The sequence below is a fragment of the Acinetobacter lwoffii genome, from assembly GCF_024129355.1.
Lineage (GTDB): Bacteria > Pseudomonadota > Gammaproteobacteria > Pseudomonadales > Moraxellaceae > Acinetobacter > Acinetobacter lwoffii_I.
In genome coordinates this window covers 16,079-38,844 of record NZ_JAMXXP010000010.1, presented here as the reverse complement: position 1 = coordinate 38,844, position 22,766 = coordinate 16,079, and the positions used below count along the sequence as shown (strand labels likewise).

General features: G+C 45.4%; 21 protein-coding genes. 12 read left to right on the top strand and 9 right to left on the bottom strand.

The window, feature by feature from the left end; translation table 11 throughout:
* Window positions 1-99: 99 nt before the first annotated feature.
* Both ilvN and NI468_RS07325 read right to left on the bottom strand, forming a co-directional pair.
* Entirely contained in the window at window positions 100-591 is a 492-nt protein-coding gene (gene ilvN / locus NI468_RS07330) for an acetolactate synthase small subunit (protein ID WP_004278369.1), read from the bottom strand.
* A complete protein-coding gene (locus tag NI468_RS07325; RefSeq protein ID WP_253100970.1) occupies window positions 588-2,315 on the bottom strand; it encodes an acetolactate synthase 3 large subunit in 1,728 nt (575 codons plus the stop codon). The genes ilvN and NI468_RS07325 overlap by 4 nt, the downstream gene beginning before the upstream one ends.
* Before the next feature lie 687 nt (window positions 2,316-3,002).
* Between NI468_RS07325 and NI468_RS07320 the strand changes: the two genes are divergently transcribed.
* From NI468_RS07320 to NI468_RS07290, 7 genes are all read left to right on the top strand, one after another.
* The gene (locus NI468_RS07320) at window positions 3,003-3,353 is read left to right on the top strand and encodes a DUF4124 domain-containing protein (RefSeq protein WP_086044104.1); all 351 of its coding nucleotides are present in this window, start codon (window positions 3,003-3,005) and stop codon (window positions 3,351-3,353) included.
* A gap of 124 nt (window positions 3,354-3,477) precedes the next feature.
* Window positions 3,478-6,099 (top strand): leucine--tRNA ligase, encoded by a 2,622-nt coding sequence (leuS, locus tag NI468_RS07315; protein ID WP_086044105.1) that lies wholly within the window; start codon window positions 3,478-3,480, stop codon window positions 6,097-6,099.
* Between the two features lie 207 nt (window positions 6,100-6,306).
* Complete coding sequence (locus tag NI468_RS07310) at window positions 6,307-6,840, top strand: LPS-assembly lipoprotein LptE (protein WP_005103222.1); 534 nt, start codon at window positions 6,307-6,309, stop codon at window positions 6,838-6,840.
* A gap of 9 nt (window positions 6,841-6,849) precedes the next feature.
* Window positions 6,850-7,836: a DNA polymerase III subunit delta gene (gene holA, locus NI468_RS07305; RefSeq protein ID WP_253100967.1), complete on the top strand. Its 987-nt coding sequence runs from the start codon at window positions 6,850-6,852 to the stop codon at window positions 7,834-7,836.
* 124 nt (window positions 7,837-7,960) lie between these two features.
* A complete protein-coding gene (locus tag NI468_RS07300; protein WP_086044107.1) occupies window positions 7,961-9,322 on the top strand; it encodes a MacA family efflux pump subunit in 1,362 nt (453 codons plus the stop codon).
* 2 nt (window positions 9,323-9,324) lie between these two features.
* On the top strand, window positions 9,325-11,301 hold the full coding sequence (locus NI468_RS07295; protein WP_086044108.1) for a MacB family efflux pump subunit: 1,977 nt from the start codon (window positions 9,325-9,327) through the stop codon (window positions 11,299-11,301).
* 10 nt (window positions 11,302-11,311) lie between these two features.
* Window positions 11,312-12,730, top strand: a complete 1,419-nt coding sequence (locus NI468_RS07290) for an efflux transporter outer membrane subunit (protein ID WP_086044109.1) — start codon at window positions 11,312-11,314, stop codon at window positions 12,728-12,730.
* A gap of 67 nt (window positions 12,731-12,797) precedes the next feature.
* Here the strand turns inward: NI468_RS07290 and NI468_RS07285 are convergent, their stop codons facing one another.
* Complete coding sequence (locus NI468_RS07285; protein WP_086044110.1) at window positions 12,798-14,633, bottom strand: tetratricopeptide repeat protein; 1,836 nt, start codon at window positions 14,631-14,633, stop codon at window positions 12,798-12,800.
* Between the two features lie 99 nt (window positions 14,634-14,732).
* Complete coding sequence (locus NI468_RS07280; protein WP_086044111.1) at window positions 14,733-15,503, bottom strand: tRNA threonylcarbamoyladenosine dehydratase; 771 nt, start codon at window positions 15,501-15,503, stop codon at window positions 14,733-14,735.
* Window positions 15,504-15,685: 182 nt separating this feature from the next.
* On the opposite strand from NI468_RS07280, the gene NI468_RS07275 reads away from it, so the two are divergent.
* Window positions 15,686-15,931, top strand: coding sequence for a hypothetical protein (locus NI468_RS07275; RefSeq protein ID WP_005107898.1), 246 nt, complete (start codon window positions 15,686-15,688; stop codon window positions 15,929-15,931).
* Between the two features lie 41 nt (window positions 15,932-15,972).
* On the opposite strand, the gene orn is transcribed toward NI468_RS07275, so the two are convergent.
* Window positions 15,973-16,530 carry an oligoribonuclease gene (gene orn, locus NI468_RS07270; RefSeq protein WP_005107901.1) on the bottom strand — a complete coding sequence of 186 codons (558 nt, stop codon included), beginning with the start codon at window positions 16,528-16,530 and terminating at the stop codon, window positions 15,973-15,975.
* Window positions 16,531-16,655: 125 nt separating this feature from the next.
* On the opposite strand from orn, the gene rsgA reads away from it, so the two are divergent.
* The 4 genes from rsgA (at window position 16,656) to secB (ending at window position 18,988) form a co-directional block, all read left to right on the top strand.
* Entirely contained in the window at window positions 16,656-17,714 is a 1,059-nt protein-coding gene (rsgA, locus tag NI468_RS07265; RefSeq protein WP_005103207.1) for a ribosome small subunit-dependent GTPase A, read from the top strand.
* A 93-nt stretch (window positions 17,715-17,807) separates the two neighbouring features.
* On the top strand, window positions 17,808-18,215 hold the full coding sequence (locus NI468_RS07260; protein WP_004278386.1) for a rhodanese-like domain-containing protein: 408 nt from the start codon (window positions 17,808-17,810) through the stop codon (window positions 18,213-18,215).
* 21 nt (window positions 18,216-18,236) lie between these two features.
* Window positions 18,237-18,491 (top strand): glutaredoxin 3, encoded by a 255-nt coding sequence (gene grxC / locus NI468_RS07255; RefSeq protein WP_004278388.1) that lies wholly within the window; start codon window positions 18,237-18,239, stop codon window positions 18,489-18,491.
* A gap of 38 nt (window positions 18,492-18,529) precedes the next feature.
* Window positions 18,530-18,988 (top strand): protein-export chaperone SecB, encoded by a 459-nt coding sequence (gene secB, locus NI468_RS07250; RefSeq protein ID WP_004647439.1) that lies wholly within the window; start codon window positions 18,530-18,532, stop codon window positions 18,986-18,988.
* Between the two features lie 165 nt (window positions 18,989-19,153).
* On the opposite strand, the gene NI468_RS07245 is transcribed toward secB, so the two are convergent.
* From NI468_RS07245 to NI468_RS07230, 4 genes are all read right to left on the bottom strand, one after another.
* Complete coding sequence (locus NI468_RS07245) at window positions 19,154-19,960, bottom strand: enoyl-ACP reductase FabI (protein WP_004647438.1); 807 nt, start codon at window positions 19,958-19,960, stop codon at window positions 19,154-19,156.
* A 127-nt stretch (window positions 19,961-20,087) separates the two neighbouring features.
* Window positions 20,088-20,909 carry a TatD family hydrolase gene (locus tag NI468_RS07240; protein ID WP_086044112.1) on the bottom strand — a complete coding sequence of 274 codons (822 nt, stop codon included), beginning with the start codon at window positions 20,907-20,909 and terminating at the stop codon, window positions 20,088-20,090.
* Complete coding sequence (locus tag NI468_RS07235) at window positions 20,906-21,868, bottom strand: RsiV family protein (RefSeq protein WP_086044113.1); 963 nt, start codon at window positions 21,866-21,868, stop codon at window positions 20,906-20,908. Before NI468_RS07235 ends, NI468_RS07240 begins: the two co-directional genes overlap by 4 nt.
* A 44-nt stretch (window positions 21,869-21,912) precedes the next feature.
* Window positions 21,913-22,737: a hypothetical protein gene (locus NI468_RS07230; RefSeq protein WP_086044114.1), complete on the bottom strand. Its 825-nt coding sequence runs from the start codon at window positions 22,735-22,737 to the stop codon at window positions 21,913-21,915.
* Window positions 22,738-22,766 lie beyond the last annotated feature (29 nt).

Sequence of the window (22,766 nt, the reverse complement as noted above, 5' to 3'; positions counted from 1 at the left end):
TCCGCTTAATGCTTGTTTGTCTGTTTAAATCAGGCAATGACCCTTAAATTTACATTGCCTGATACCCTCTTCTTATTCAGATGAGGAAATACTTAAAATTTAGATGGTGAGTACTTTTTCGCCGCGTGCGATACCTGATACACCTGAACGAACCACTTCTAAAATCGTGTGTTCTGCAAGTGCATCAATAAACGCATCCACTTTTTCAGTGGTACCCGCGATTTGAATGGTATAGGTCGTTGGTGTTACATCGACAATCTGACCACGGAAAATATCTGCCGTACGTTTGATTTCGTCACGCGATGAACCCAATGCTTTGACTTTAATCAGCATCAATTCACGCTCAATATGTGCACCTTCAGACAGGTCAACCACTTTCACCACTTCAACCAACTTGTTAAGCTGTTTGGTAATTTGCTCAATCTTGTGATCATCACCATAAGTGGTCAATGTCAAACGTGAAAGCGTTGGATCTTCAGTTGGCGCAACATTCAATGTTTCGATATTGTAGCCACGCTGTGAGAACAAACCCACTAAACGGGAAAGCGCGCCTGATTCGTTTTCTACGAGTACAGAGATAATATGTCTCATTTCGTGCGCTCCCCTTTAGCCAACCACATATCCTGCATCGACTGACCCGCAATCAACATCGGATAAACGTGCTCGGTACGATCTACCATAACGTTAATAAATACGCACTTGTCGTTAATCGCCATCGCTTCTGCAAGCTTCGACTCTAGCTCATCGGCATGATTAATCTGAATACCGACATGACCATAGGCTTCCATCAGTTTGGCAAAATCAGGCAATGAATCTACATAAGAACTTGAATGACGTCCTTCATAGTTCATATCTTGCCACTGCTTCACCATCCCTAAAGACTGGTTATTCAGGCACAGGATTTTTACATTCAGGCCATATTGCTTACAGGTCGACAGTTCCTGGATACACATCTGAATCGATGCTTCACCGGTGATACACACCACTTGCTGTTCCGGGTATGCAAGCTTCGCAGCCATTGCATACGGCAAGCCCACACCCATGGTGCCTAGACCACCTGAGTTGATCCATTGACGTGGACGTTTGTATTTGTAATACATCGCACCAAACATCTGATGCTGACCGACATCAGAAGTAATGATCGCTTCGCCATTGGTCACTTTATCCAATGCCTGAACCACTTGTTGTGGCTTCATCACGCCATCAACACCCGCTTCATAACGACCGCCATGCACTTTGCGCCATTCATTAATCTGAGACCACCATGCCGCAATCACTTCAGGATTTGGCTTGGAAACATTGAGCTGTTTCAACTGGTTCAACATTTCAGTCAATACCGGCTCTACCGCACCGACAATTGGAATGTGCGCCATAATGGTTTTTGAAATCGTCGCCGGGTCGATGTCAATATGAATCACTTTGGCATTCAGACAGAATTTTGCCGGATTGTTGGTGACACGGTCATCGAAGCGCGCGCCTACACACAGAATCACATCTGCATTGTGCATGGTCATGTTGGCTTCATAAGTACCGTGCATACCGAGCATACCGATGAACTGTTCATCATCACCCGGGAATGCGCCCAAGCCCATTAAGGTATTGGTTACCGGATAGCCCAATAGATGCGCAAGCTCTGTCAATTGTGCAGATGCATTGCCTTGAACCACACCACCACCCGAATAAATTACTGGGCGCTTAGCATTGACTAATTCTTCAATCGCTTTACGAATTTGACCTGAGTGACCACGAAACGGTGGCTGATACGAACGCATCTTCACTTTTTCCGGGTATTCGTAAGCAAATTTTTCTGCAGGATTGGTCGCATCTTTAGGAATATCAATTACGACAGGGCCTGGACGACCAGATGACGCGATATAGAATGCTTTTTTGATGATTGCAGGAATTTCGCTGGCATGACGCACCTGGAAACTATGCTTCACGATTGGACGTGAAATGCCGACCATATCGGTTTCCTGGAATGCATCTTCACCAATCAGATGACTCGCAACCTGACCTGACAAAATCACCATCGGGATTGAGTCCATATAGGCCGTTGCAATTGGCGTTACCGTATTGGTTGCACCCGGACCTGAGGTCACCAGCACCACACCGGTCTTACCTGTGACGCGTGAGTAAGCATCCGCCATGTGACCGGCAGCTTGTTCGTGACGTACGAGATAATGATTGATTTTGTCTTGTTGAAATAGCGCATCATAAATATGAAGAACTGCGCCGCCTGGGTATCCAAAAACATGTTCAACGCCTTCGTCCGCTAATGCGCGAACAAGCATTTCACCACCAGATAGAAGTTCCAACGTGATTCACCCTAATATTATTCACTGCACAAATGGGAGGCATTTGCAGTGTTTCATTTGTTAACTGTCTGCACTGTTATAGCACACAAATTTCATAGTTTTCAAAGCAATAGGAAAAAAAATCTGATCTCTTCGCTGTTCGAGCAATACGGGATCTAAAACATGTTGGGATAAACATATTTTGCTTAGCTTTGTTCAATTTCTCGGCTAGAGAAATCGCCCACTGCATGAAATGACACTTAGTCGAAGGGTGATCGATTAAGGCATATAAAACTATTGCAGCATTCTTGTGTTTTCAGGCTTTAAAGTCAAGTTTAAAAAACAGGCAATATGCGCTTTAAAATACCTGATTTGCTGTTTTTAACAGCAATCTAGAGCAAGGACAGTAATAAAGAATTAATCTAATAATATTTAATCCAATAAAATTCATAAACTTATATATTTAATTTTATAAATTTTTAGTATGTCTTATATAAAAAAAATGAATGAATTTTTAATAAATCCAGTGAAGTTGTTTATCAATAAATTTTGTGTCTGAAAATTTGCTCACCACCTCTACAAACGAGATGCAGAAGCTGTTCGACCCTTGATCATGAATAGAGCGAATAAAAATTCATTATTTTTACTGTGAAAATCACTACAATGTTTTGTAGTATTTTATGGCTAGAACACAGAGGCTCAAAAACAATGAAAATATCTTTTTTAACTGCCTTAAGTCTGAGTTGTGCAATTTCTCTGGGCATCTGTAGCAGCAGTGCTTCAGCAATCCAGTATTATAAATGGGTCGATGCCAAGGGCACCACACACTATACGAAAACACCGCCCCCGAAAACAGCGAAAAAAGCCACAACTGTCGATACCTATGGCTGGAAAAACTCGGCACCGACACCGCCTAGAACGAATGAAACTGAAGTGCAAACAGAAAATAGCGCTCAAGAACAACTGCAACAGCCTCAAATTCCTGAGAATCAGGATCAGCAGCAACGTGAAGCCAACGAAGCCTTAGAACAATCGAAAAATCGCGCAGTGGCTTTATAAGCGACCTCCACTATGGAACTGATCATTTTTTCTTAGGGAAATGCCTGCGCAAAATTCACTTTTAGGTGCATTTTGCGCTATGCTGTGCAACAGACTTTTTTCACCGTAATTCACTGATACGTTTATGACTACTCACATTGATTCCGAATATCAAGCCAGTGCGATCGAGCCTCAAGTCCAACAGGATTGGGAATCTCGCAAAGCCTTTAAAGTTGCCGACAAAGTAGAAGGTCCACGTCGTTATATTCTCTCGATGTTCCCTTACCCAAGTGGCAAGCTGCATATGGGTCATGTGCGTAACTATACGATTGGTGACGTGATCAGCCGTTTCCATCGCTTAAAAGGTGAAACGGTTCTACAACCGATGGGTTGGGATGCTTTCGGTCTACCTGCTGAAAACGCAGCGATTGCACACCAGGTTGCTCCGGCAAAATGGACATTTGAAAATATCGCTTACATGCGTGACCAGTTGAAAAAACTCGGTCTAGCCGTAGATTGGGATCGTGAATTTGCCACCTGTACCCCAGAATACTATCGTTGGGAACAATGGCTATTTGTTCAGCTTTATAAAAAAGGCTTGATCTACCGTAAACTTTCAACTGTAAACTGGGATCCGGTCGATCAGACTGTTCTTGCCAACGAACAGGTTGAAAATGGTCGCGGCTGGCGTTCAGGTGCATTGGTGGAAAAACGTGATATTCCAATGTACTACTTCCGCATTACCGATTATGCGCAAGAGTTACTTGACGACCTGGACACGCTTAAAGATGGCTGGCCACAACAAGTTCTGACCATGCAGCGTAACTGGATTGGTCGTTCACAAGGGATGGACATTACCTTCCCTTCAGCGAATCCTGAAATTTACGCAGACGGCCTTACTGTATTCACCACACGTGCTGACACCTTAATGGGTGTGACTTATGTTGCAGTTGCAGCAGAACATCCAATGGCGCTGAAAGCTGCGGAAAATAATGCTGAACTTAAAGCATTTATTGAAGAATGCCGTATGGGTTCTGTGGCTGAAGCTGACCTTGCCACTGCTGAAAAGAAAGGCATGGCAACAGGTCTGTCTGTGAAGCATCCTGTCACTGGCGAAGCAGTTCCTGTTTGGATTGCCAACTACGTGTTGATGTCTTATGGCTCTGGCGCAGTGATGGCTGTACCTGCACACGACGAACGTGATTTTGAATTTGCCAATAAATATGGCTTAACCATCAAACAAGTGATTGCTGCTAAAGGCGCAGACGATGCAGACTTTGATGCTACACAATGGCAAGAATGGTACGGTTCTAAAGAGGGTAAATTGGTCAATTCTGCTGAATTTGACGGTTTAGACTTTCAAGCAGCTTATGATGCGTTCCTTGCGAAATTAGAACCAACAACTCTTGCAAGCACCAAAGTTCAGTTCCGTTTACGTGACTGGGGTGTATCGCGTCAGCGTTATTGGGGTTGCCCAATTCCAATGATCAACTGTGAAAAATGTGGTCAGGTTCCTGTACCTGAAGAGCAACTTCCAGTGGTCTTACCGACTGATGTCGTACCTGATGGCTCGGGTAATCCATTGAACAAGATGCCTGAGTTTTATCAAACCACTTGCCCAAGCTGTGGTGGTGATGCGCGTCGTGAAACAGATACGCTGGATACCTTTGTAGAGTCATCTTGGTACTATGCACGTTATGCATCTCCTGATTTTACTAATGGTTTAGTTAAACCTGAAGCTGCTCAAACATGGCTTCCAGTAAATCAATACATCGGTGGTGTTGAACACGCGATTCTGCACTTACTTTATGCACGCTTCTTCCACAAATTGATGCGTGATGAAGGTGTAGTACAAGGTAATGAACCATTTACCAACCTGTTAACTCAAGGTATGGTTTTGGCAGATACTTATTACCGTGAAGCTGAATCAGGCAAGAAAACCTGGTTTAACCCTGCAGATATCGACCTCGAACGTGATGAAAAAGGGCGTATTCTGTCTGCGAAATACCAAGGTGATGGTCAGGACGTAATTGTTGGTGGTCAGGAAAAAATGTCGAAATCGAAAAATAACGGTATCGACCCGCAATCAATTATTGACCAGTACGGCGCAGATACGGCACGTGTGTTCATGATGTTTGCAGCTCCACCAGATCAATCACTAGAATGGTCTGACGCCGGTGTTGAGGGTGCAAACCGCTTCCTGAAACGTGTATGGCGTTTAGCAACAGGCTTCCTTGAAAAAGGTAACGGTGCATCAAACATCGACAAAGCGGCACTGTCTACGGCTGCACAAGACCTACGTCGTAAAACTCATGAAACCATCCAAAAAGTCGGTGATGACATCGAACGTCGTCATGCATTTAACACTGCAATTGCTGCATTGATGGAACTTCTAAACGCGAACAACAAGTTTGAAGCCCAAGATGACAATGACGTTGCTGTTGCACGTGAATCGATTACAACGCTATTAACTTTACTTGCACCATTTGCACCGCATTTAACCCAGACTTTATTGGCTGAATTTGGGATTGAATTGAATTCAACTTTATTCCCTGCAGTAGATGAATCTGCGCTGACACGTAATACGCAAACCATCGTGGTTCAAGTCAACGGTAAACTTCGTGGCAAGCTTGAAGTATCTGTAGATGCTTCTAAAGATGACATCTTGGCTCAAGCCAAAGCATTGCCTGAAGTTCAGCAATTCTTGACTGGTCCAACCAAGAAAGAAATTGTTGTTCCAAATAAGTTGGTGAACTTGGTGGTTTAAGTCCTTACATTCCCTCTCCTTTCAGGAGAGGGTTAGGGAGAGGTAAATATATAACCCCTCATCCTAACCTTCTCCCAGAGGGAGAAGGAATTTTCTGAAGGATTTCACAATTCCCAAACAAAGCCCGTTGCCAGCCAACGGGCTTTGAATTTACAATCCAGTTCAGGATTTCAAATATTCCCCTTCGGGAAGCATAGAGGGCAACACATGCATTTGGGCAAACATTTAGCAGCAATTGTTTTAACTTGTGGTCTGAGTGCAGGCTTAGTCGGCTGTGGCTTTCATCTGAAAGGAACCAATCCGAGCTCCGCCCCTGTTGCTTACTCTGTCATGAGCCTGTCTTTACCGCCCAATACTGAAGAACTGCAAGAGAAACTGGCAGTTTACCTCGGTGCTGCAGGCGTACAGCTGAGTAATGCACCCAATGCTTATGTGTTACGTGTCCTGGATTACACCCCTCGCCGTCTGGAACTGAACGGTAAACTGGTTGAAACCTTGTTACGTTTAAACGTGACTTTCCGGATTGAAGATGCACAAGGCAATCCGATCACTGAACCACGCACTGTCGTGGCAACACGTACGTATCAATATGATATTGAAACGGTCAACACCGATGACCAGGAACAAAAATATCTGAATCAGGTCATTATTGATGATGTGGCGCAGCAGATCGCGCGTCAGATTTCATCGAACCGCTTACCCTTAGCCAAACAAAATACCTCAGCGCAACCTGCTCAATAAGACCTCTTTATGAAACTTGATTATCTGCAAGCCCTGAAACGTGTCGATGAAGCTCGCGGTGCTTGGGTCTTGCATGGTCAAGAGCCTTTGCTGGAACAGAATTTAATTGATGCCTTTCGGGCCAGCTGGCAAAAGCAGGACATTGAACGTCAACGCTATGACATTAGTTCGGTCGCCGACTGGAAAACCGTCTTTAATGCCTTGAACAGCTTGTCGCTGTTTTCAACCCAGTTGGCGATTGAAGTACATGGCAATATCAAACCGGATGCCAGCGCAATCAAGTTACTGAAAAACTATTTGCAGCATAATGAACAAAACCTGCTGTTGGTGATGATGCCCAAACAGGATAGTAATAGCCTGAAATCCAGTTTCTTTCAGCTGATTGATGCCAATGGTGTGAATGTTTCGCTGGTGGCCAATTATCCAAAAGACCGGCAGCAGATTCTGGGTATTGAAGCTGAAAAACTCGGCATTCGTTTAGCCAATGATGCCTGGCAATGGCTGGAACAACATCATGAGCACAACCTGCTTGCAGCAAAGAACAGCCTGATGCGGGTTAGCGATACCTTTGCTGAAGTCGATATCATTCAGGTTGATCATTTATATGCATGTTTACAAGATCAGTCACGTTATAGCACCTATGATTTGAGCGATGCCCTGCTACAAGGTAATCTTTCCCAGTCGATCAAAATTTTTCAGTATCTAGTCGTTTCAGGTGAACCGATGAGCCTGATTTTATGGAGTCTCAGCAAGGAAATGCGTCTGTTGATGCAGCTGTTTGAACAACCGCAAAATGCCTTGCAAATCGGGATCTGGAAAACCAAAGTCGGGTTATATCAACAAGCCTTGCGCCGTCTCAGCCCACAGACTTTTCTGGCCTGGCCGCGGTTATTATTAAGAATTGATGCCTCAATTAAAGGACTCGGACATGAAAATCCGGAGCATTTGGTACTACAGGCGATTTCCAGTATCTGTGGCAAGCCCCTATTTCACTAAGTCTTTGTCAAAATTAGAAAAATAAAATAATAATCATTCCTATTAGTTTAAAAAAATACACGATTTATCCTAATTTCGCTTTTATAATCGTTCACAATTCTCTGATTTTGAACCGATATTGATCATGCCAAAAATAAAACCGACGAAATTGATTATGGCCGCCGTGATTGCCATTGCGCTCATCGCTGCGGGGTGGTACTTCCTCAAACCCAAAGAACAGCCTCCGCAATATATTACGGCTGAAGTCACCCAAGGCGATATCGAAAGCTCTGTACTGGCGACTGGTATTCTGGAAGCGACCAAGATGGTCAGCGTGGGGGCGCAGGTTTCGGGTCAGGTCAGAAAAATGTATGTAGAACTGGGCGATCAGGTCAAGCAAGGTCAGCTGATTGCGCGGATTGACTCCGTTCGTCAGGAAAATGATTTAAAAACCGCTGAAGCCAGCATTAAAAATCAGATGGCACAACTTGCAGTAAGACAGGCAAATCTGGCCAAAGTTGAAGCTGAATACAACCGTCAGAAAGCCATGTATGCACAGGATGCCACTTCTCGCTCAGAGCTGGAATCGGCATTTGCGAACTATAAAACGGCGCAAGCGGATATCACCGCTATCAATGCACAGATTGAACAGTCGCGTTTGACGCTGGCGACTGCCAAAGAAGATCTTGGCTATACCCAGATTGTAGCCCCGATGGATGGCACGATTGTGGCGATTGTGACTGAAGAAGGTCAAACCGTGAATGCCAACCAGAGTGCGCCGACCATTGTTAAACTGGCCAAACTCGACACCATGACCATTAAAGCTGAAATTTCTGAAGCAGATGTCATGAAAGTTGAAGAAGGTCAGACGGTTTATTTCACTACCTTAGGCAATAACGAGAAAAAGATTTACGCCAAACTGCGTCAGGTTGAGCCTGCACCCAATTCAATTAATACCGATAGCAATACCTCAAGCTCATCGTCAAGTTCTGCGGTGTATTACAACGCATTGTTCGATGTCCCGAATGAAGATGGAAAATTGCGTATTGATATGACGGCGCAAGTTTATATCGTACTGGATGAGGCCAAAAATGTGCTGACCATTCCTGCTGCGGCCATTCAAGGTTCAAACCGTCCACCCCGTGCCAATCGTGGTGAAGCGCGTGGTGAGGGTTCTCGCGGTGAAGGCAGTCCGGCATCACGTCCTGAAGCTGAATCGGCTCAAGGCAATCGCCCTGCCGGTGAACGTCCAGCGCGTCTAAACCTGTCTGAAGCAGAACTTGCATTGATTGAGCAAGGTAAAGCACAACGTGGCATGGTTCGTGTCTTGCAAGCCGATGGTACTGCGAAACCAACCCCTGTATTAATCGGCTTGAATAACCGTGCGACTGCGCAAGTGCTGAAAGGTTTAAAACGTGGTGATCAGGTGGTGATTGCCGATGGTTCTGACACCTCCAATGATGCAGCAAAAAGCGGTGGCAATAGCCGTGGCCCAATGAGAATGTAAGCATGAATTCACAACAACAGCCTCTCCTCGAGGTGAAAAATCTGGTTCGTGAATTCCCTGCGGGTGAAAGCACGGTCCAGATTTTAAAAGGGGTGAATCTAGAGATTTATCCGGGTGAACTGGTGGCGATTGTCGGTCAGTCCGGTTCCGGTAAATCGACCCTGATGAACATTCTGGGTTGTCTGGACAAACCGACCACGGGTAGCTACAAGGTCAAAGGCCGTGAAACCCGGGAACTGGAAGCGGATGAACTGGCGCAATTACGCCGTGAATATTTCGGCTTTATTTTTCAGCGTTATCATCTGCTGGGCGATTTAAATGCAGCAGGCAATGTCGAAGTCCCTGCGATTTATGCCGGTGCGGATTCATCTGAACGGCATGCGCGAGCCGTCAAGATTCTGACTGATCTCGGTCTGGGTGAAAAAACCCAGAACCGTCCGAGCCAGCTCTCTGGTGGTCAGCAGCAACGGGTTTCGATTGCCCGTGCGCTAATGAATGGCGGTGACGTGATTCTGGCCGATGAACCGACCGGTGCATTGGACAAGAACAGCGGTATTGAAGTGATGCGTATTTTGCGTGAACTGAATGCCAAAGGTCATACCATCATTCTGGTCACGCATGATCATAATGTAGCGAAAAATGCGACGCGGATTATCGAGATCTCGGACGGCAATATTATTTCTGATCAGCCCAATGTTCCTGAAGTCGAAGAGCATCTGGAAAAACAGCCGCTGATCCGCAGTGAACAAAAGAAGATTTCTTCATGGCGTTCTGCAGTTGACCGTCTGGGTGAAGCCTTCCGGATGGCCTTGCTGGCCATGAATGCACATCGCATGCGGACTTTCCTCACCATGCTCGGAATCATTATCGGTATTGCTTCGGTGGTCTCGGTGGTGGCACTCGGTAATGGCTCACAAAAGCAGATTCTGGAAAATATCAGCAGTCTGGGGACCAATACCATTACCGTATTTCAGGGTCGAGGCTTTGGGGATAACTCCAGATCTTCACAGTCCAAAACCCTGATTCCGGCCGATGCCGATGCGCTAGCTGAACAACCGTATGTCGATGGCGTCAGCCCATCGGTGAATAGCAGTGTCACCGGCCGTTATAAAGAAATCGAAGCTTCAACTACGGTCAACGGCGTCAGTGAAGATTTCTTCTACGTGCGTGGCATGACGTTCCAGTCCGGTCAGCCTTTTGACCGCAGTAGTGTCATGCAACAGGCGCAAGATGTCGTCATTGACACCAATACCAAAAATACCTTCTTTAAGGATGGCACCAATCCGGTGGGTCAGGTGATTTTACTCGGGAGCGTACCGAGCCGGATTATCGGGGTGATCGACGCGCAAAAAGGCATGATGGGCAATAATGACAGCCTGAATGTCTATCTGCCGTATTCCACCGTGATGAGCCGTATGCTGGGGCAGTCCAATGTGCGTAGCATCATTGTGCGGATCAAGGATGAATACCCAAGTGCAGCGGCTGAAAATGCGATTCTGAATCTGCTGGTACAGCGCCATGGCGCGCAGGATGTGTTTACCCAGAATGCCGACAGTATCCGTGAAACCATTCAGCAAACCACAGCCACCATGACCCTTTTGATTTCAGCGATTGCCGTGATTTCTCTAGTGGTCGGCGGGATTGGGGTAATGAATATCATGCTGGTCTCCGTGACTGAACGTACTCAGGAAATCGGGGTGCGTATGGCCGTTGGCGCACGTCAAAGTGATATTTTGCAGCAATTCCTGATTGAAGCCGTTCTGGTCTGTATCTTGGGTGGTATTTTGGGTGTGCTGCTTTCTCTCGGAATTGGCCAATTAATTACCCATTTTGCCGGCGGTACTTTCCAGATGGCGTATTCAACCACTTCGATTGTAGCGGCCTTTATCTGCTCAAGCCTGATCGGGATTGTGTTTGGCTTTATCCCGGCACGTAACGCTGCTCGTCTGAATCCAGTCGATGCGCTCTCTCGCGAATAAGGAATCTGATATGCAAATGAATTTAACCAAGCTTGCCAGTGCCCTGTTGCTGGGAAGCTCGCTGGTCGGTTGTGCCGCAGTGGTGAAAACCCCCTATGAACAGCCTGCGATCAATATGCCGGGCAGCTTTCAAAACAATAAGGTGCTTAGTCAGCAGATTCATGCCGATATTCTGGCAGATCAATGGTGGACTTTATTTAAAGATCCGCAATTAAATAATTTGGTGAATGAAGTATTGGCGCAGAATACCGACCTGGCAGTGGCTGGCATCAGTTTACAACAGGCCCGCATTCAAGCCAGACAGGCTCAAAGCCAGCAAGGCGTTCGTGTCGGTGATGCAAGAATTTCAACGGGCCATCGTTTTAGCCTAGATGGTGGTGGCGATTCTTCGACCGGTATTTCTCTGGGTTATCCGGGCTTAAGCTATGAACTGGATCTGTTTGGCAAACTGGCCAATCAAACCGAAGCCGCTCGCTGGGAGGCCTTAGCCTCTGAAGAAGACTTGCAGGCAACTGCTCAGAGCCTGATCGGCACCACGGCACAATTGTACTGGCAACTGGCTTATCTGAATGAACGTTATAGCGTGGTACAGCAAAATCTGGCGACCGCGCAAAAAACCTATGATCTGGTGCGAGTGCAATATCGTGCCGGCGCAGTATCCGGTCTGGATTTAACCCAGGCGGAACAGGCGATTCAAAGCCAGCAGGCAACCTTAAGCCAGATTGAACAACAACGTGTGGAAACACGTACCGGACTCGCGGTATTGCTGCACATGCCGGTTCAACAGCTCGCGATTCAAGAGCCAAGCCGTTTACCGAATATTCAATTGCCGAGTATTCAGGCTGACTTACCGGCGAGTTTATTGTCACGTCGTCCTGACCTTCGAGCGACTGAACTGCGCTTGCGTAAGGCACTAGCTAATAAAGATGCCAACAAAGCCAGCTACTATCCATCCATTAGTTTGACCGGCAATCTGACCACCGGTATTGGCAGCAGTACGTCCCTCTCGAATGCACTGAAAAATCCGGTTGCAACTTTAGGTGCCGGTCTGAGCTTGCCATTCCTGCAATGGAATGACATGAAACGTGATCTGCAAGTCAATGAGCTGGAATATGAAAAAGCCATTATCCAGTATCGCCAGACCATGTACGAAGCCTTTGCCGATGTGGAAAATGCCTTGTCGAATCGTACTGAGCTCACTAAGCAGGTTGCATTACAGCAACGCAATGTTGAGCTGACAGAAAGAACTGAACGCTTGACTGAAGTGCGTTATCGTAATGGTGCGGTGGCGTTGAAAAACCTGCTGGATGCACAGGAAACTACGCGCAATGCGCGGCTGTCTTTGGTGCAAACCAGACAGAACCAGTACAATGCTTATGTCACCTTGATGCAGGCATTGGGTGGTAGCCCGATTAAACAATTACCTTAACAAAGCTTGATCCATAAAAAAACCGCTGTCAGACAGCGGTTTTTTAGCTCATATGATTTGAGTCAGTTTATTTCATTTGCAAATACGCATTCACATTTTTCAATAATTCAGTGGATCGCTCATGTCCGAGTAAACTGCCTTTTTCCAGCCAGTCCCGTGCGATTCCGATATCACGCTCCACGCCAATTCCCTTGGTATATAAACGTCCAAGATGGCTATAAGCATCCGCATTTACCTGCGCTGCCGCCTGCTGATAATACTGTACGGCTTGCTCAATATTGCTCTCAACACCTTGACCCTGTTCATATGCTTCACCCAGAGCATTCAGTGCTACACCATTCTGCTGAGCGGCTGCTTTTTGCAGATAGCTCAAGCCTAAGGCAATATCCTGCGCAATCTGTTGACCTTTCAGATACTTTAAACCCAATTCTGCCTGTGCTTGGGCATGACCCAATTGCGCAGCCTGATGCAGATAACGATTTGCTAGCTCTAAATTGTTCACAAAGACAGGATAAATGCCTGACAGAGCTTGGTACAGGAACCATGCCGCCTCTTTCGAACCTTTCGCAACCGCCTGATTGAGGTACTGGACAGCTTTATCACGTGTCGGCAATGGATATTCAGCCAGACTATAAAACCGGCCGACGCTATAAATCAGATCCGCCTCAGACTGAGCCACAATCTGCCAATACTGTTGTGCCGCGTTCTGGATCATTTGTGTGGCTTTGCCCGTATCTTTAACTGTGCCTACACCGTTTAAATAACACAGCGCCAGCCCCATCCCTGCAGACACATCATCAGGACTAAGCTGATAGGCAGCCTGATATAACTCAAATGCTTTTTGCGGTTCATTGGCTACCAGGTGCTGCTCAAAATACAGCGCAGCAATCATGCATAATGCAGGCGCATGCTGACTGTTGGCCGCTTCCGACCAGTAACGAAATGCCATGGTTTCATTTTTATCAACATACCAGCCATGAAAATAAGCCAGTCCGATTAAGGTCTTGGCGTGTGCATCGGCGTGTTCTTTGGACTGCTGCAATAAATGCTGGAACACGCGCTGACGCTGGTCGGTATCGATACGACCTTGTAATACACCAGCATAATAGTCATACAGACCTTTCTGGTCACCGAGACTGATACAGCGTTTAATAAATTGCAGCGATTGCATCAGGTCTTGGGGGAGAATCTGTCCATGCCCATAATCATCGGCGATCTGCTGATTAGCGGCCAAATGATCTTGTTGTGCCGCCAGAAACAGATAATGAATTCCTTGCACTAAATCTTGGGTTGTTGAATCTGCCAAATAATACTGGGCCAGCTGATACTGCGAATTGGCATGACCCTGCCCGGCATTTTGAATTAATAATGCCAGACGCTGTTTTTCTGCAGTCATCTCGTTTTGAGGCTGGCCTTCGGTAGAAGAAAGTTCAGTAATACGATATTGGGCATCCAGATTGCCACGTGCTACCGCATGTCGGTACCAATACAAAGCTTTTTCCGGGTCAGCCTGTTGATACGTATCCCCTTCATGAATCTGCCCCAAATGATAGGCTGCATCATCACTGCCCAGACGAAAGGCTTTGTCTAGATAACTAATCGCCTTTTCGGTATTCTGCTCATGTCCCAAACCCTGCAGATGCATCAGGCCCATACCTACATAAGCTTGAGGGATTTCCTGTTGCTGAGCCAGTCCCTGATAAATCTGATAGGCGCGTTCATAATTCGGATGTTCCAGATCTGAACTCAAACGTGCTGCATGTTTCAGTTGAGCATCAATCTGCTCAATCCATAAATCATGTTGTACAGCCTTCGCCTGATCACGTTTCACCGGATCCGGACGTTTCCACATCCAGATCGCTAACGCCCCTATCCCCAAAATCAGTACCAGCAAGAACCACATAGCTGCTCCAAAACATTATTTTTGTTCTGCGAATGAATCCTTTCATTCTAAACGCCAGTTTAAAAAAAGCACATAGATTGTGCTTTTTATTTTTTTAAATCAGGCTTTTGCTCTTTTACTATCAAGCTTTTTCAAGCCTTCTGCCACGGCAACCATGGCAAAGCTTGAAGTCACCACCACGGCAGAGCCATAACCACCGCAGCGTAAACCGGCACTGGCACAGACATCGGCACTCGAAAATGGATTATCGATGGAATAGACACAAGTAATGCCAAATTTTTCTTTGGGCTTTTTGCAGATGCCTTTGCCACGTAACTGGGCACGCAATTTGGCCAGCATCGGGTCCTGTTCAGTTTTAGATAAATCGGCTACCCGAATTTTCAGTGGATCCAGCTTACCGCCTGCCCCGCCAGACACAATCAACGGAATCTTGTTAAAACGGCAATGCAGCATCAGGGCAAATTTGGCTTTGACATCATCAATACAGTCGAGAATTAAATCAGGATCACCTGCTAAAATTTCTTTGATATTTTCAGGCGTCAGGTAATCATCAATCAGATTAATTTTAATACGTGGATTAATTGCACGACACCGCTCGGCCATGACTTCAATTTTTTCATGACCCAAGGTGGTACTCATGGCAGGTAACTGGCGGTTGATATTTGATGCCGCCACCACATCCATATCGACCAAGGTCAGTTCGCCAATTCCGCTACGTGCCAGAGCTTCTACTGCCCATGAACCGACACCACCGATGCCAATCACCATCACATGACTTTTTTCATAATGGTTAAAGCTGTCTTCTCCATAAATTTTGGCAACACCAGCAAAACGGCGGTCATATTCATCATCTTGAAGCAGGTCAGTCATAGGTCATCTATAGCAATAAAAATACCGGATCATTTTAGCAAAATCCGCTTTTCTTTACCGCCACTAAATTTTTAATCGATTTAAATGACATTCAGATTGGATGAGAGCGACAACCGACTCGCGATTGATTAAAATATCAATAAATTAATTCTATGTCATTTGGCCAAAAGGAGTGGAATGTCATGCTATTTAACACCCTTTTGGGTTTGAACATTGTTTGTATCGGGCTTTATTTTTATGTTCTGATCAGCCAAAAGAACAAAAATTATTATCTCAGCATTCTCATTCGTTTAATGACTTTAGGATTATTTGGCTTAGTTATTTTCGATCGTTATGAAACACAGAATCATCTGATTGTGTTATTACTCTTGTGGGTAGGCTTTGAAAGCATGGAGCAGTTTTACACTAGAAAAAATCCAGTTCAGTAAAATAAAAAAAGAGGCTTTCGCCTCTTTTTCATCTATCGGAATTAATCTTTATTCATGATGAAAAAATATTCACGATAGTATTTCAATTCCGCAATCGAATCACGAATGTCATCCATCGCCAGATGCGAGGCATTTTTCTTGAGACCGCTCATGATTTCCGGGCGCCAGCGTTTGGCCAGTTCTTTCACTGAAGATACATCCAGATTACGGTAATGGAAATACTGCTCCAGTTCAGGCATCAGGCGGTGCAAGAAACGGCGATCCTGACAGATCGAGTTACCACACATCGGTGAAGATTTTGGATTGACCCATTTTTTCAGGAATTCAATAGTTTGCTGTTCGGCATCCTGAGCGGTCAGTTTACTGCGACGTACACGTTCAATCAGACCAGACTGGCCATGCTGGCGAGTGTTCCACTCATCCATGGCATTTAACAGACGTGCAGGCTGATGTACCGCAAGCACAGGACCTTCTGCCAAAATATTCAAATTGTCATCGGTTACAATTGTTGCAATTTCAATAATTTGATCATTGTCTGTGTCTAGACCTGTCATTTCAAGGTCAATCCAAATCAGGCGGGTATCAGCGGTGCTGCTCATAAATGTGCAATCTTATTGGGTTTAAAAACAACTATAGTAGCAAATTAATTACATCTTGGGTGTCATTCGGGGGCTGCTTCATGCTATTTTTGCCATCTGATTTACCCGGTTTTTTTAGGATATGAATGGCCTTAATACGTAAGCGTCGTCTGACAGAGCAACAACAGCGCCGCATTCAGAAACAACAGAAAACACGTCAAGAAGATCTCGATACCTCCAGTGATCTTGAAGGTTTAGTGGTGCAACATTATGGCCGCCAACTTGAAGTGCAAGCTTTGTCTCGCCCTGACATTCACCCTGAAAAACCTGTGGTCGCCGATGGTGAGCCTGAACCTTTCTGGAAAGAGATTGAACTGGACAGCGTCTGGCGCTGTCATACTCGAACCAATCTGGATTTATTGGTCACGGGTGACCGGGTCAAATGGCAAGCCGATCCGAATACCGGTTTAGGAATTATCACCGCGATTCATCCCCGAAAATCCTTATTGACACGCCCCGACCGCTATCACAAGGTTAAACCGGTAGCGGCCAACATTTCACTGATTGTGATCGTGTTTGCACCATTGCCTGAGCCAGCGCCGGGCCTGATCGACCGTTATCTGGTGGCCTGTGCCGATGCCGATATTCCTGCATTGCTGGTGATGAATAAAGCCGATTTGTTAAAAGAAAACGATCCGATTCTGACTCTGCTGCAAGAATATCAAGATCTCGGTTATGAAGTGATGCAGACCCAATCCGATGGCGACCTGACTGCACTGTCTAATCGTCTGGAAAATGAAACGGTGGCTTTCGTCGGTCAATCTGGTGTGGGTAAAAGCACGCTGATTAATGCGATCGTGCCGGATGCCGCACAGAAAACCAATATTATTTCGGAAAACTCGGCACTTGGTCAGCACACTACGACATCAACGCGCTTGATCGGTTTTGGTGAAGGTGCCGCCCTGATTGACTCTCCAGGAATTCGTGAATTTGGCCTGTGGCATCTGACTTTAGATAAGGTACAAAGCGGCTTTCCTGAAATTGAAAACCTGCTCGGCCATTGTCAGTTCCGTAACTGTACCCATAAGCATGAAAAACAATGTGCTTTGCGTCAGGCTGCTGCCGCAGGTGAAATTTTACCGCGCCGACTGGACAGCTATTTACGTTTAATCGACGAAATCACTGAAGCACAGCAAAAAAATTAATTTTCTTAACCCTTGGCCCTTGAAGCGGTGATTTTGATCACCATATTTATGAGCTATACTCTTGGCAATTTTAAAATTGTAATTAGGTGAATTGTGGAACGTTGGTTCGAGTTTATGGGGAATCACCCCTTCTTATTTGGAACACTCGCGGTATTAGTGGTTTTGTTCTTCATTATCGAAGGTCAACGTAACGGTCGCAAAATTTCTCCGCAATCGCTGGGAATTTTAGTCAAAGCAAAAAATGCCATGCTGATTGATTTACGTGATGCCAAAGACTTCCGTGAAGGTCATATCAGCGGCAGCCGTAATATTCCATATAGCCAGATTACAAAACATGTTGAAGAGCTGAAAGCATCTGATCGCCCTTTGGTGTTCATTTGTAACCTTGGACAGGTGGCTGGTACTGCATTACAGCAGGTTGGTCATGCCGATGCCTACCGTCTTGATGGCGGCGTCAGCAACTGGAAAGCTCAAGGTTTACCTTTGGTGAAAAGCAAATAATCCACGAACAGGAGATTGATCATGGCTGAAGTTACTATTTACTCGACGACAGTGTGTCCTTATTGCGTGCGTGCAAAACAGCTACTGGAACGTAAGGGTGTGGCATATAAAGAGATTAACTTGTCTCAAGAAGCGCCTGAAGTACGTCTTGAATTGATGCAGCGTACCAATCACCGTACCGTGCCACAAATTTTTATTAATGATCAGTTCATCGGTGGTTTTGACCAACTTTATGCTTTAGAGCGTGAAGGCAAACTTGATGAATTGCTGGCTTAACCTTACTAAAATTATCACTTCATATTAAGGATCAAAAAATGAGTGAAGAACAACAAGCTCAACCACAATTGGCATTAGAGCGTATTTACACCAAAGATATTTCTTTTGAAGTTCCTGGGGCGCAAGTTTTTACCAAGCAATGGCAACCTGAGTTAAACATCAATCTTTCTTCTTCTGCAGAAAAAATTGATGAAACTCATTTTGAAGTAGCTTTGAAAGTCGTAGTTCAAGCAACCAACGAAGGTGATACCGCGTTTATCGTTGATGTGACTCAAGCTGGTATTTTCTTGGTGGATGGCGTTGAAGAAGAGCGTCTTCCATATATCCTGGGTGCATACTGTCCGAACATCCTGTTCCCGTTCCTACGTGAAGCAGTGAATGATATGGTGACTAAAGGCAGCTTCCCACAGTTGCTACTTACACCAATCAACTTCGATGCTGAATTTGAAGCCAATATGCAACGTGCGCAAGCCGCTGCTGTGGATGGTCAAGCTTAATCGCTATCCCTCAAATCTAAAAAAGACCGCTTATGCGGTCTTTTTTATTGCCTTGAGTGGCCTCCCCCTTTATCAAAGGGGGATTTTAATCATTTCCTCACTCAGAGGAAGAAGTCATTCCCCTCTCTCTAACTCTTTCCCTGAGGGAGAGAGGACTTATAGGATTTATTCCGCATCCGCCATCAAATCAGCGCTCATACCAACAGTATTAAAACCAGCATCAACATACAGGATTTCACCAGTAATCCCGTTAGCCCATGGCGAGCACAGGAACAATGCAGCATTACCGACATCTTCAATCGTCACATTACGTTTTAATGGAGCAACTTTCTCATTCAGGTCAAGCATTTTACGGAATGATTTAATACCTGAAGCTGCCAAGGTACGGATTGGACCCGCAGAGATCGCGTTCACACGAATACCTTCCTGACCCAAGCTAGACGCCAAATAACGTACGCCTGCTTCTAAAGAGGCTTTGGCCATACCCATCACGTTATAGTTTGGCATTACACGCTCAGAACCTTGATAGGTCAATGTCAGCAAACAGCCTTGACGGACTTGCAGCAAAGGTTTTGCCGCACGTGCCATTGCAATAAAGCTATAAGCACTGATGTCATGTGCAATATTAAAGCCTTCACGATCCGTGATCTCGGTGAAGTCACCATCTAGCGTATGTGCCGGTGCAAAACCGATAGAGTGCACTACGCCGTCCAGACCATCCCAGTGTTTAGCCAGTTCGGCAAATGCATGGTCAATTTCAGCATCGACTGCCACATCACAAGGAAAAACCAGTTTCGAACCAAACTGTTCAGCAAAGTCATCTACCCGCTTTTTCAGCTTTTCATTTGGATAAGTAAAAGCCAATTCAGCACCTTCACGATGCAATGCCTGAGCAATACCAAAAGCAATCGATAATTTACTCGCAATGCCCGCGATCAAGAAGCGCTTACCCGCCAAAAGTCCTTGTGCCATGTGAATCTCACCTAAAAAAATGTATATGGCATGATGCCAAGTCTGGAGCATTTTAGAAATTGCATAATGCACCTTTTTTTCTATTTATGATGAACCGGGAATTTAAGACCGAGTTAAGAGCGTTAAATTAAATGGCCAGATGCAGGGCCTGATGAGTATTTTGCCAGAGCTGTTCAGCCAGTTCCTCTTTGTGCATATGTAGACTCTTTGCCAGTCCTTGCAGCACATAAGGTAAATTTGCAGGTGTATTTCGGGTACGTTGCTCGGTCGAGCTTTGACAACAGAGTGGCGTCATATCCGGACAGTCAGTTTCCAATACCAGATGTTCTGGTCCGACATACTGCACCACTTGATGAAGTTTTTTGGCATTTAGATTGGTGATTTGCCCGGTGATGCCCAGTTTGAATCCTAATTTGATAAAGGCCTTGGCTTCCTCAATCCCACCACCAAAGGCATGCGCAATGCCGCCCTGTTTAAACTGCTGTTGTTTTAAAATCTGCAAAACCTCCGCATGTGACTTACGGATATGCAGCAAAACCGGCTTATCGAATTGCTGCGCCAGTTCCAGCTGTGCAGCAAAAAAATCTTTTTGCTTCTGGAAAATTTCAGCCTGTTTGTGCTGTTTTAAAAAGGTATCCAGACCGATTTCGCCAATGGCAATACAATGCTCATTTTTAAGCAGCTGTTCCAGCTCCTGTAAATGATCAGTCTGATGCTGTTCAATATAAAATGGATGCAAGCCCGGGGCTAAATGACTTTGCGGTGCATTTCCCAGGTCATTGATAAAGTCGTGAGTTCCTAACAGATCAGCAAAACGGTTTTGCAAAAAACCAATTAAAACCAGATGCTCGACACCTGCCGCTTTTGCCGCATACGCCAACTGTTCCCGATCAGGATCAAAATCGGGAACATCAAAATGGGTATGCGTATCAAACAGTTTTAAGGTCATTTAGTTTTTTCAGCAGGCGCTGGCTGTGCCTCAGAGGCAGCTTTTTCAGTTTGAGGCAAATATTCAGGTTTCAGCACACCTTGTAGCTGTTCATAAGGAATCATTAAACGTGGCAAGCCAACTACATATGGCCCAATTTCATATTCGGCATATTGCAAGACCAGACCTTGCTGGGCCAGATAAAAATTATCAGTAAGCTTGAACTTCCAGGCTTGTTCATATTCCGCCACATCTTTGGCCAGATTGGATTCTACCACCCAGTTTTTAAACGCATCATAAGCACGCGCTTCCAGTTGGGCTTTCTGTTTGGCCGCAATAATGTCATCCAGCTTGACCAGTTTTTTCTGCTCCAGATCAAAATTATAATAAGTCTGTGCAGATGCGCCGTGTGCTCCTCCCAGATAATAACTGCTGTTCAGAACCACGGTCGCCAAAGGATCTCCTGAATTCAAAATCTTGGGCTTAATCATCAGGCTAATACTATGACTGGCACTCAGGGCCTTGAGCTCTTTATCCAGATTCAAGAAAGTTTGCATATAAGGTTGAGTTTGCTGCTCAAGCTGCTGTTTTGGTGTCACCACTGTTGCTAAAGCAGCTTTGGGTTCAGAGGCGGCAACGTCTGCTTCACTGGCAGCGCTCACTTTTGCCGGTTCAATCGCATCAAGAGACAGGATATTTTTCAACTGTTGCAGAATCTGCTGGTCGATCCATTCATCAATAAAGCTCTGATTACTGTTCAGACGTTCGATCGAAATTTCCGGACAGCTTTTGTCTTCACATTCTGGAATCGCCAGCTTGAGCTTTTCGGTATCGCCGCTGAGTTTAAGTGCTTCAGCTTCGGCTTGTAGCACCTCGGAAGCACTTGATTCTTCCGGCTCATTACTCTTCGGCTGACAGGCACTCAGCAAGATCGCTGATGCCAGGATGGATAGACAAAAGATATTCTTGTATTTTGGCATTCATTCACCTTTTTGGAACCTGTACGCTTGCAGGATCATGAGCTTTAAAACATATGCTGATAGATATCAGCTTTCAAGACCTGTTGTGTTTGTTGTTTTGTTAAATAAATATCCAGTTGTTTGGCATCTTTGCTAATTTCATGGCTGCGAAAATGCAGCCCAATGCCTTCCTGATCAAAGAACCAGTCAGCCTGTCCCCAATACAGTTTTTTCGGTGCCTTCTGCTGAACTTGCGGATCATTTTCTTTGAGCCATGTCTCATAGGCTTGCTGGATAATCTGATCCATTACTAACTGTTGCTTAGGATCAACAATATCCAGTGGGGTCAGCATTTTCTGCTGGCGACGATCAGCCACAAAAAAATAATAGCGCTCATGCACGTTGACATTTTCCTGTTTGGTATCGACCCCAATCTGCATCAATACATATTGATTGCGCTGGTAGGGAATGCGGGTATATAGCGATAACTCATAAGCCTTGTTCAGATTGAGCTGCGCCTGCCAGGCATCCGATTTTTTTACATAGGCATTGATCGCCTGCTGTAAATTCATGTCCTGTTTCAAGCCGATTTGATCCTGGATCACTTTGGCCTGCTGCTTTTCAATCCATTGGTTCATCCATGGATCAACCGTATGCAAGGTCTGAATATCCAGATTGATACAGTTTTTATTTTCACAAAATGGCAAGGCAATCTTGGCCGGCTGCTCTTGAATATTCAGATAAGGTAAAACATCTGCGGTCTGCTGAGCTGCGGTCATTTTCTCATTTTTCGGAGTATTAACAGGCTCTTTTTCGCTTTGATCACAGCCACTCAGGACAAGACTTAAACCAATCACAGAACCGAGGACGACTTCCTTGCTGAGCTTCATTCTCTTTGCTATATCTATCGAGTTATTAA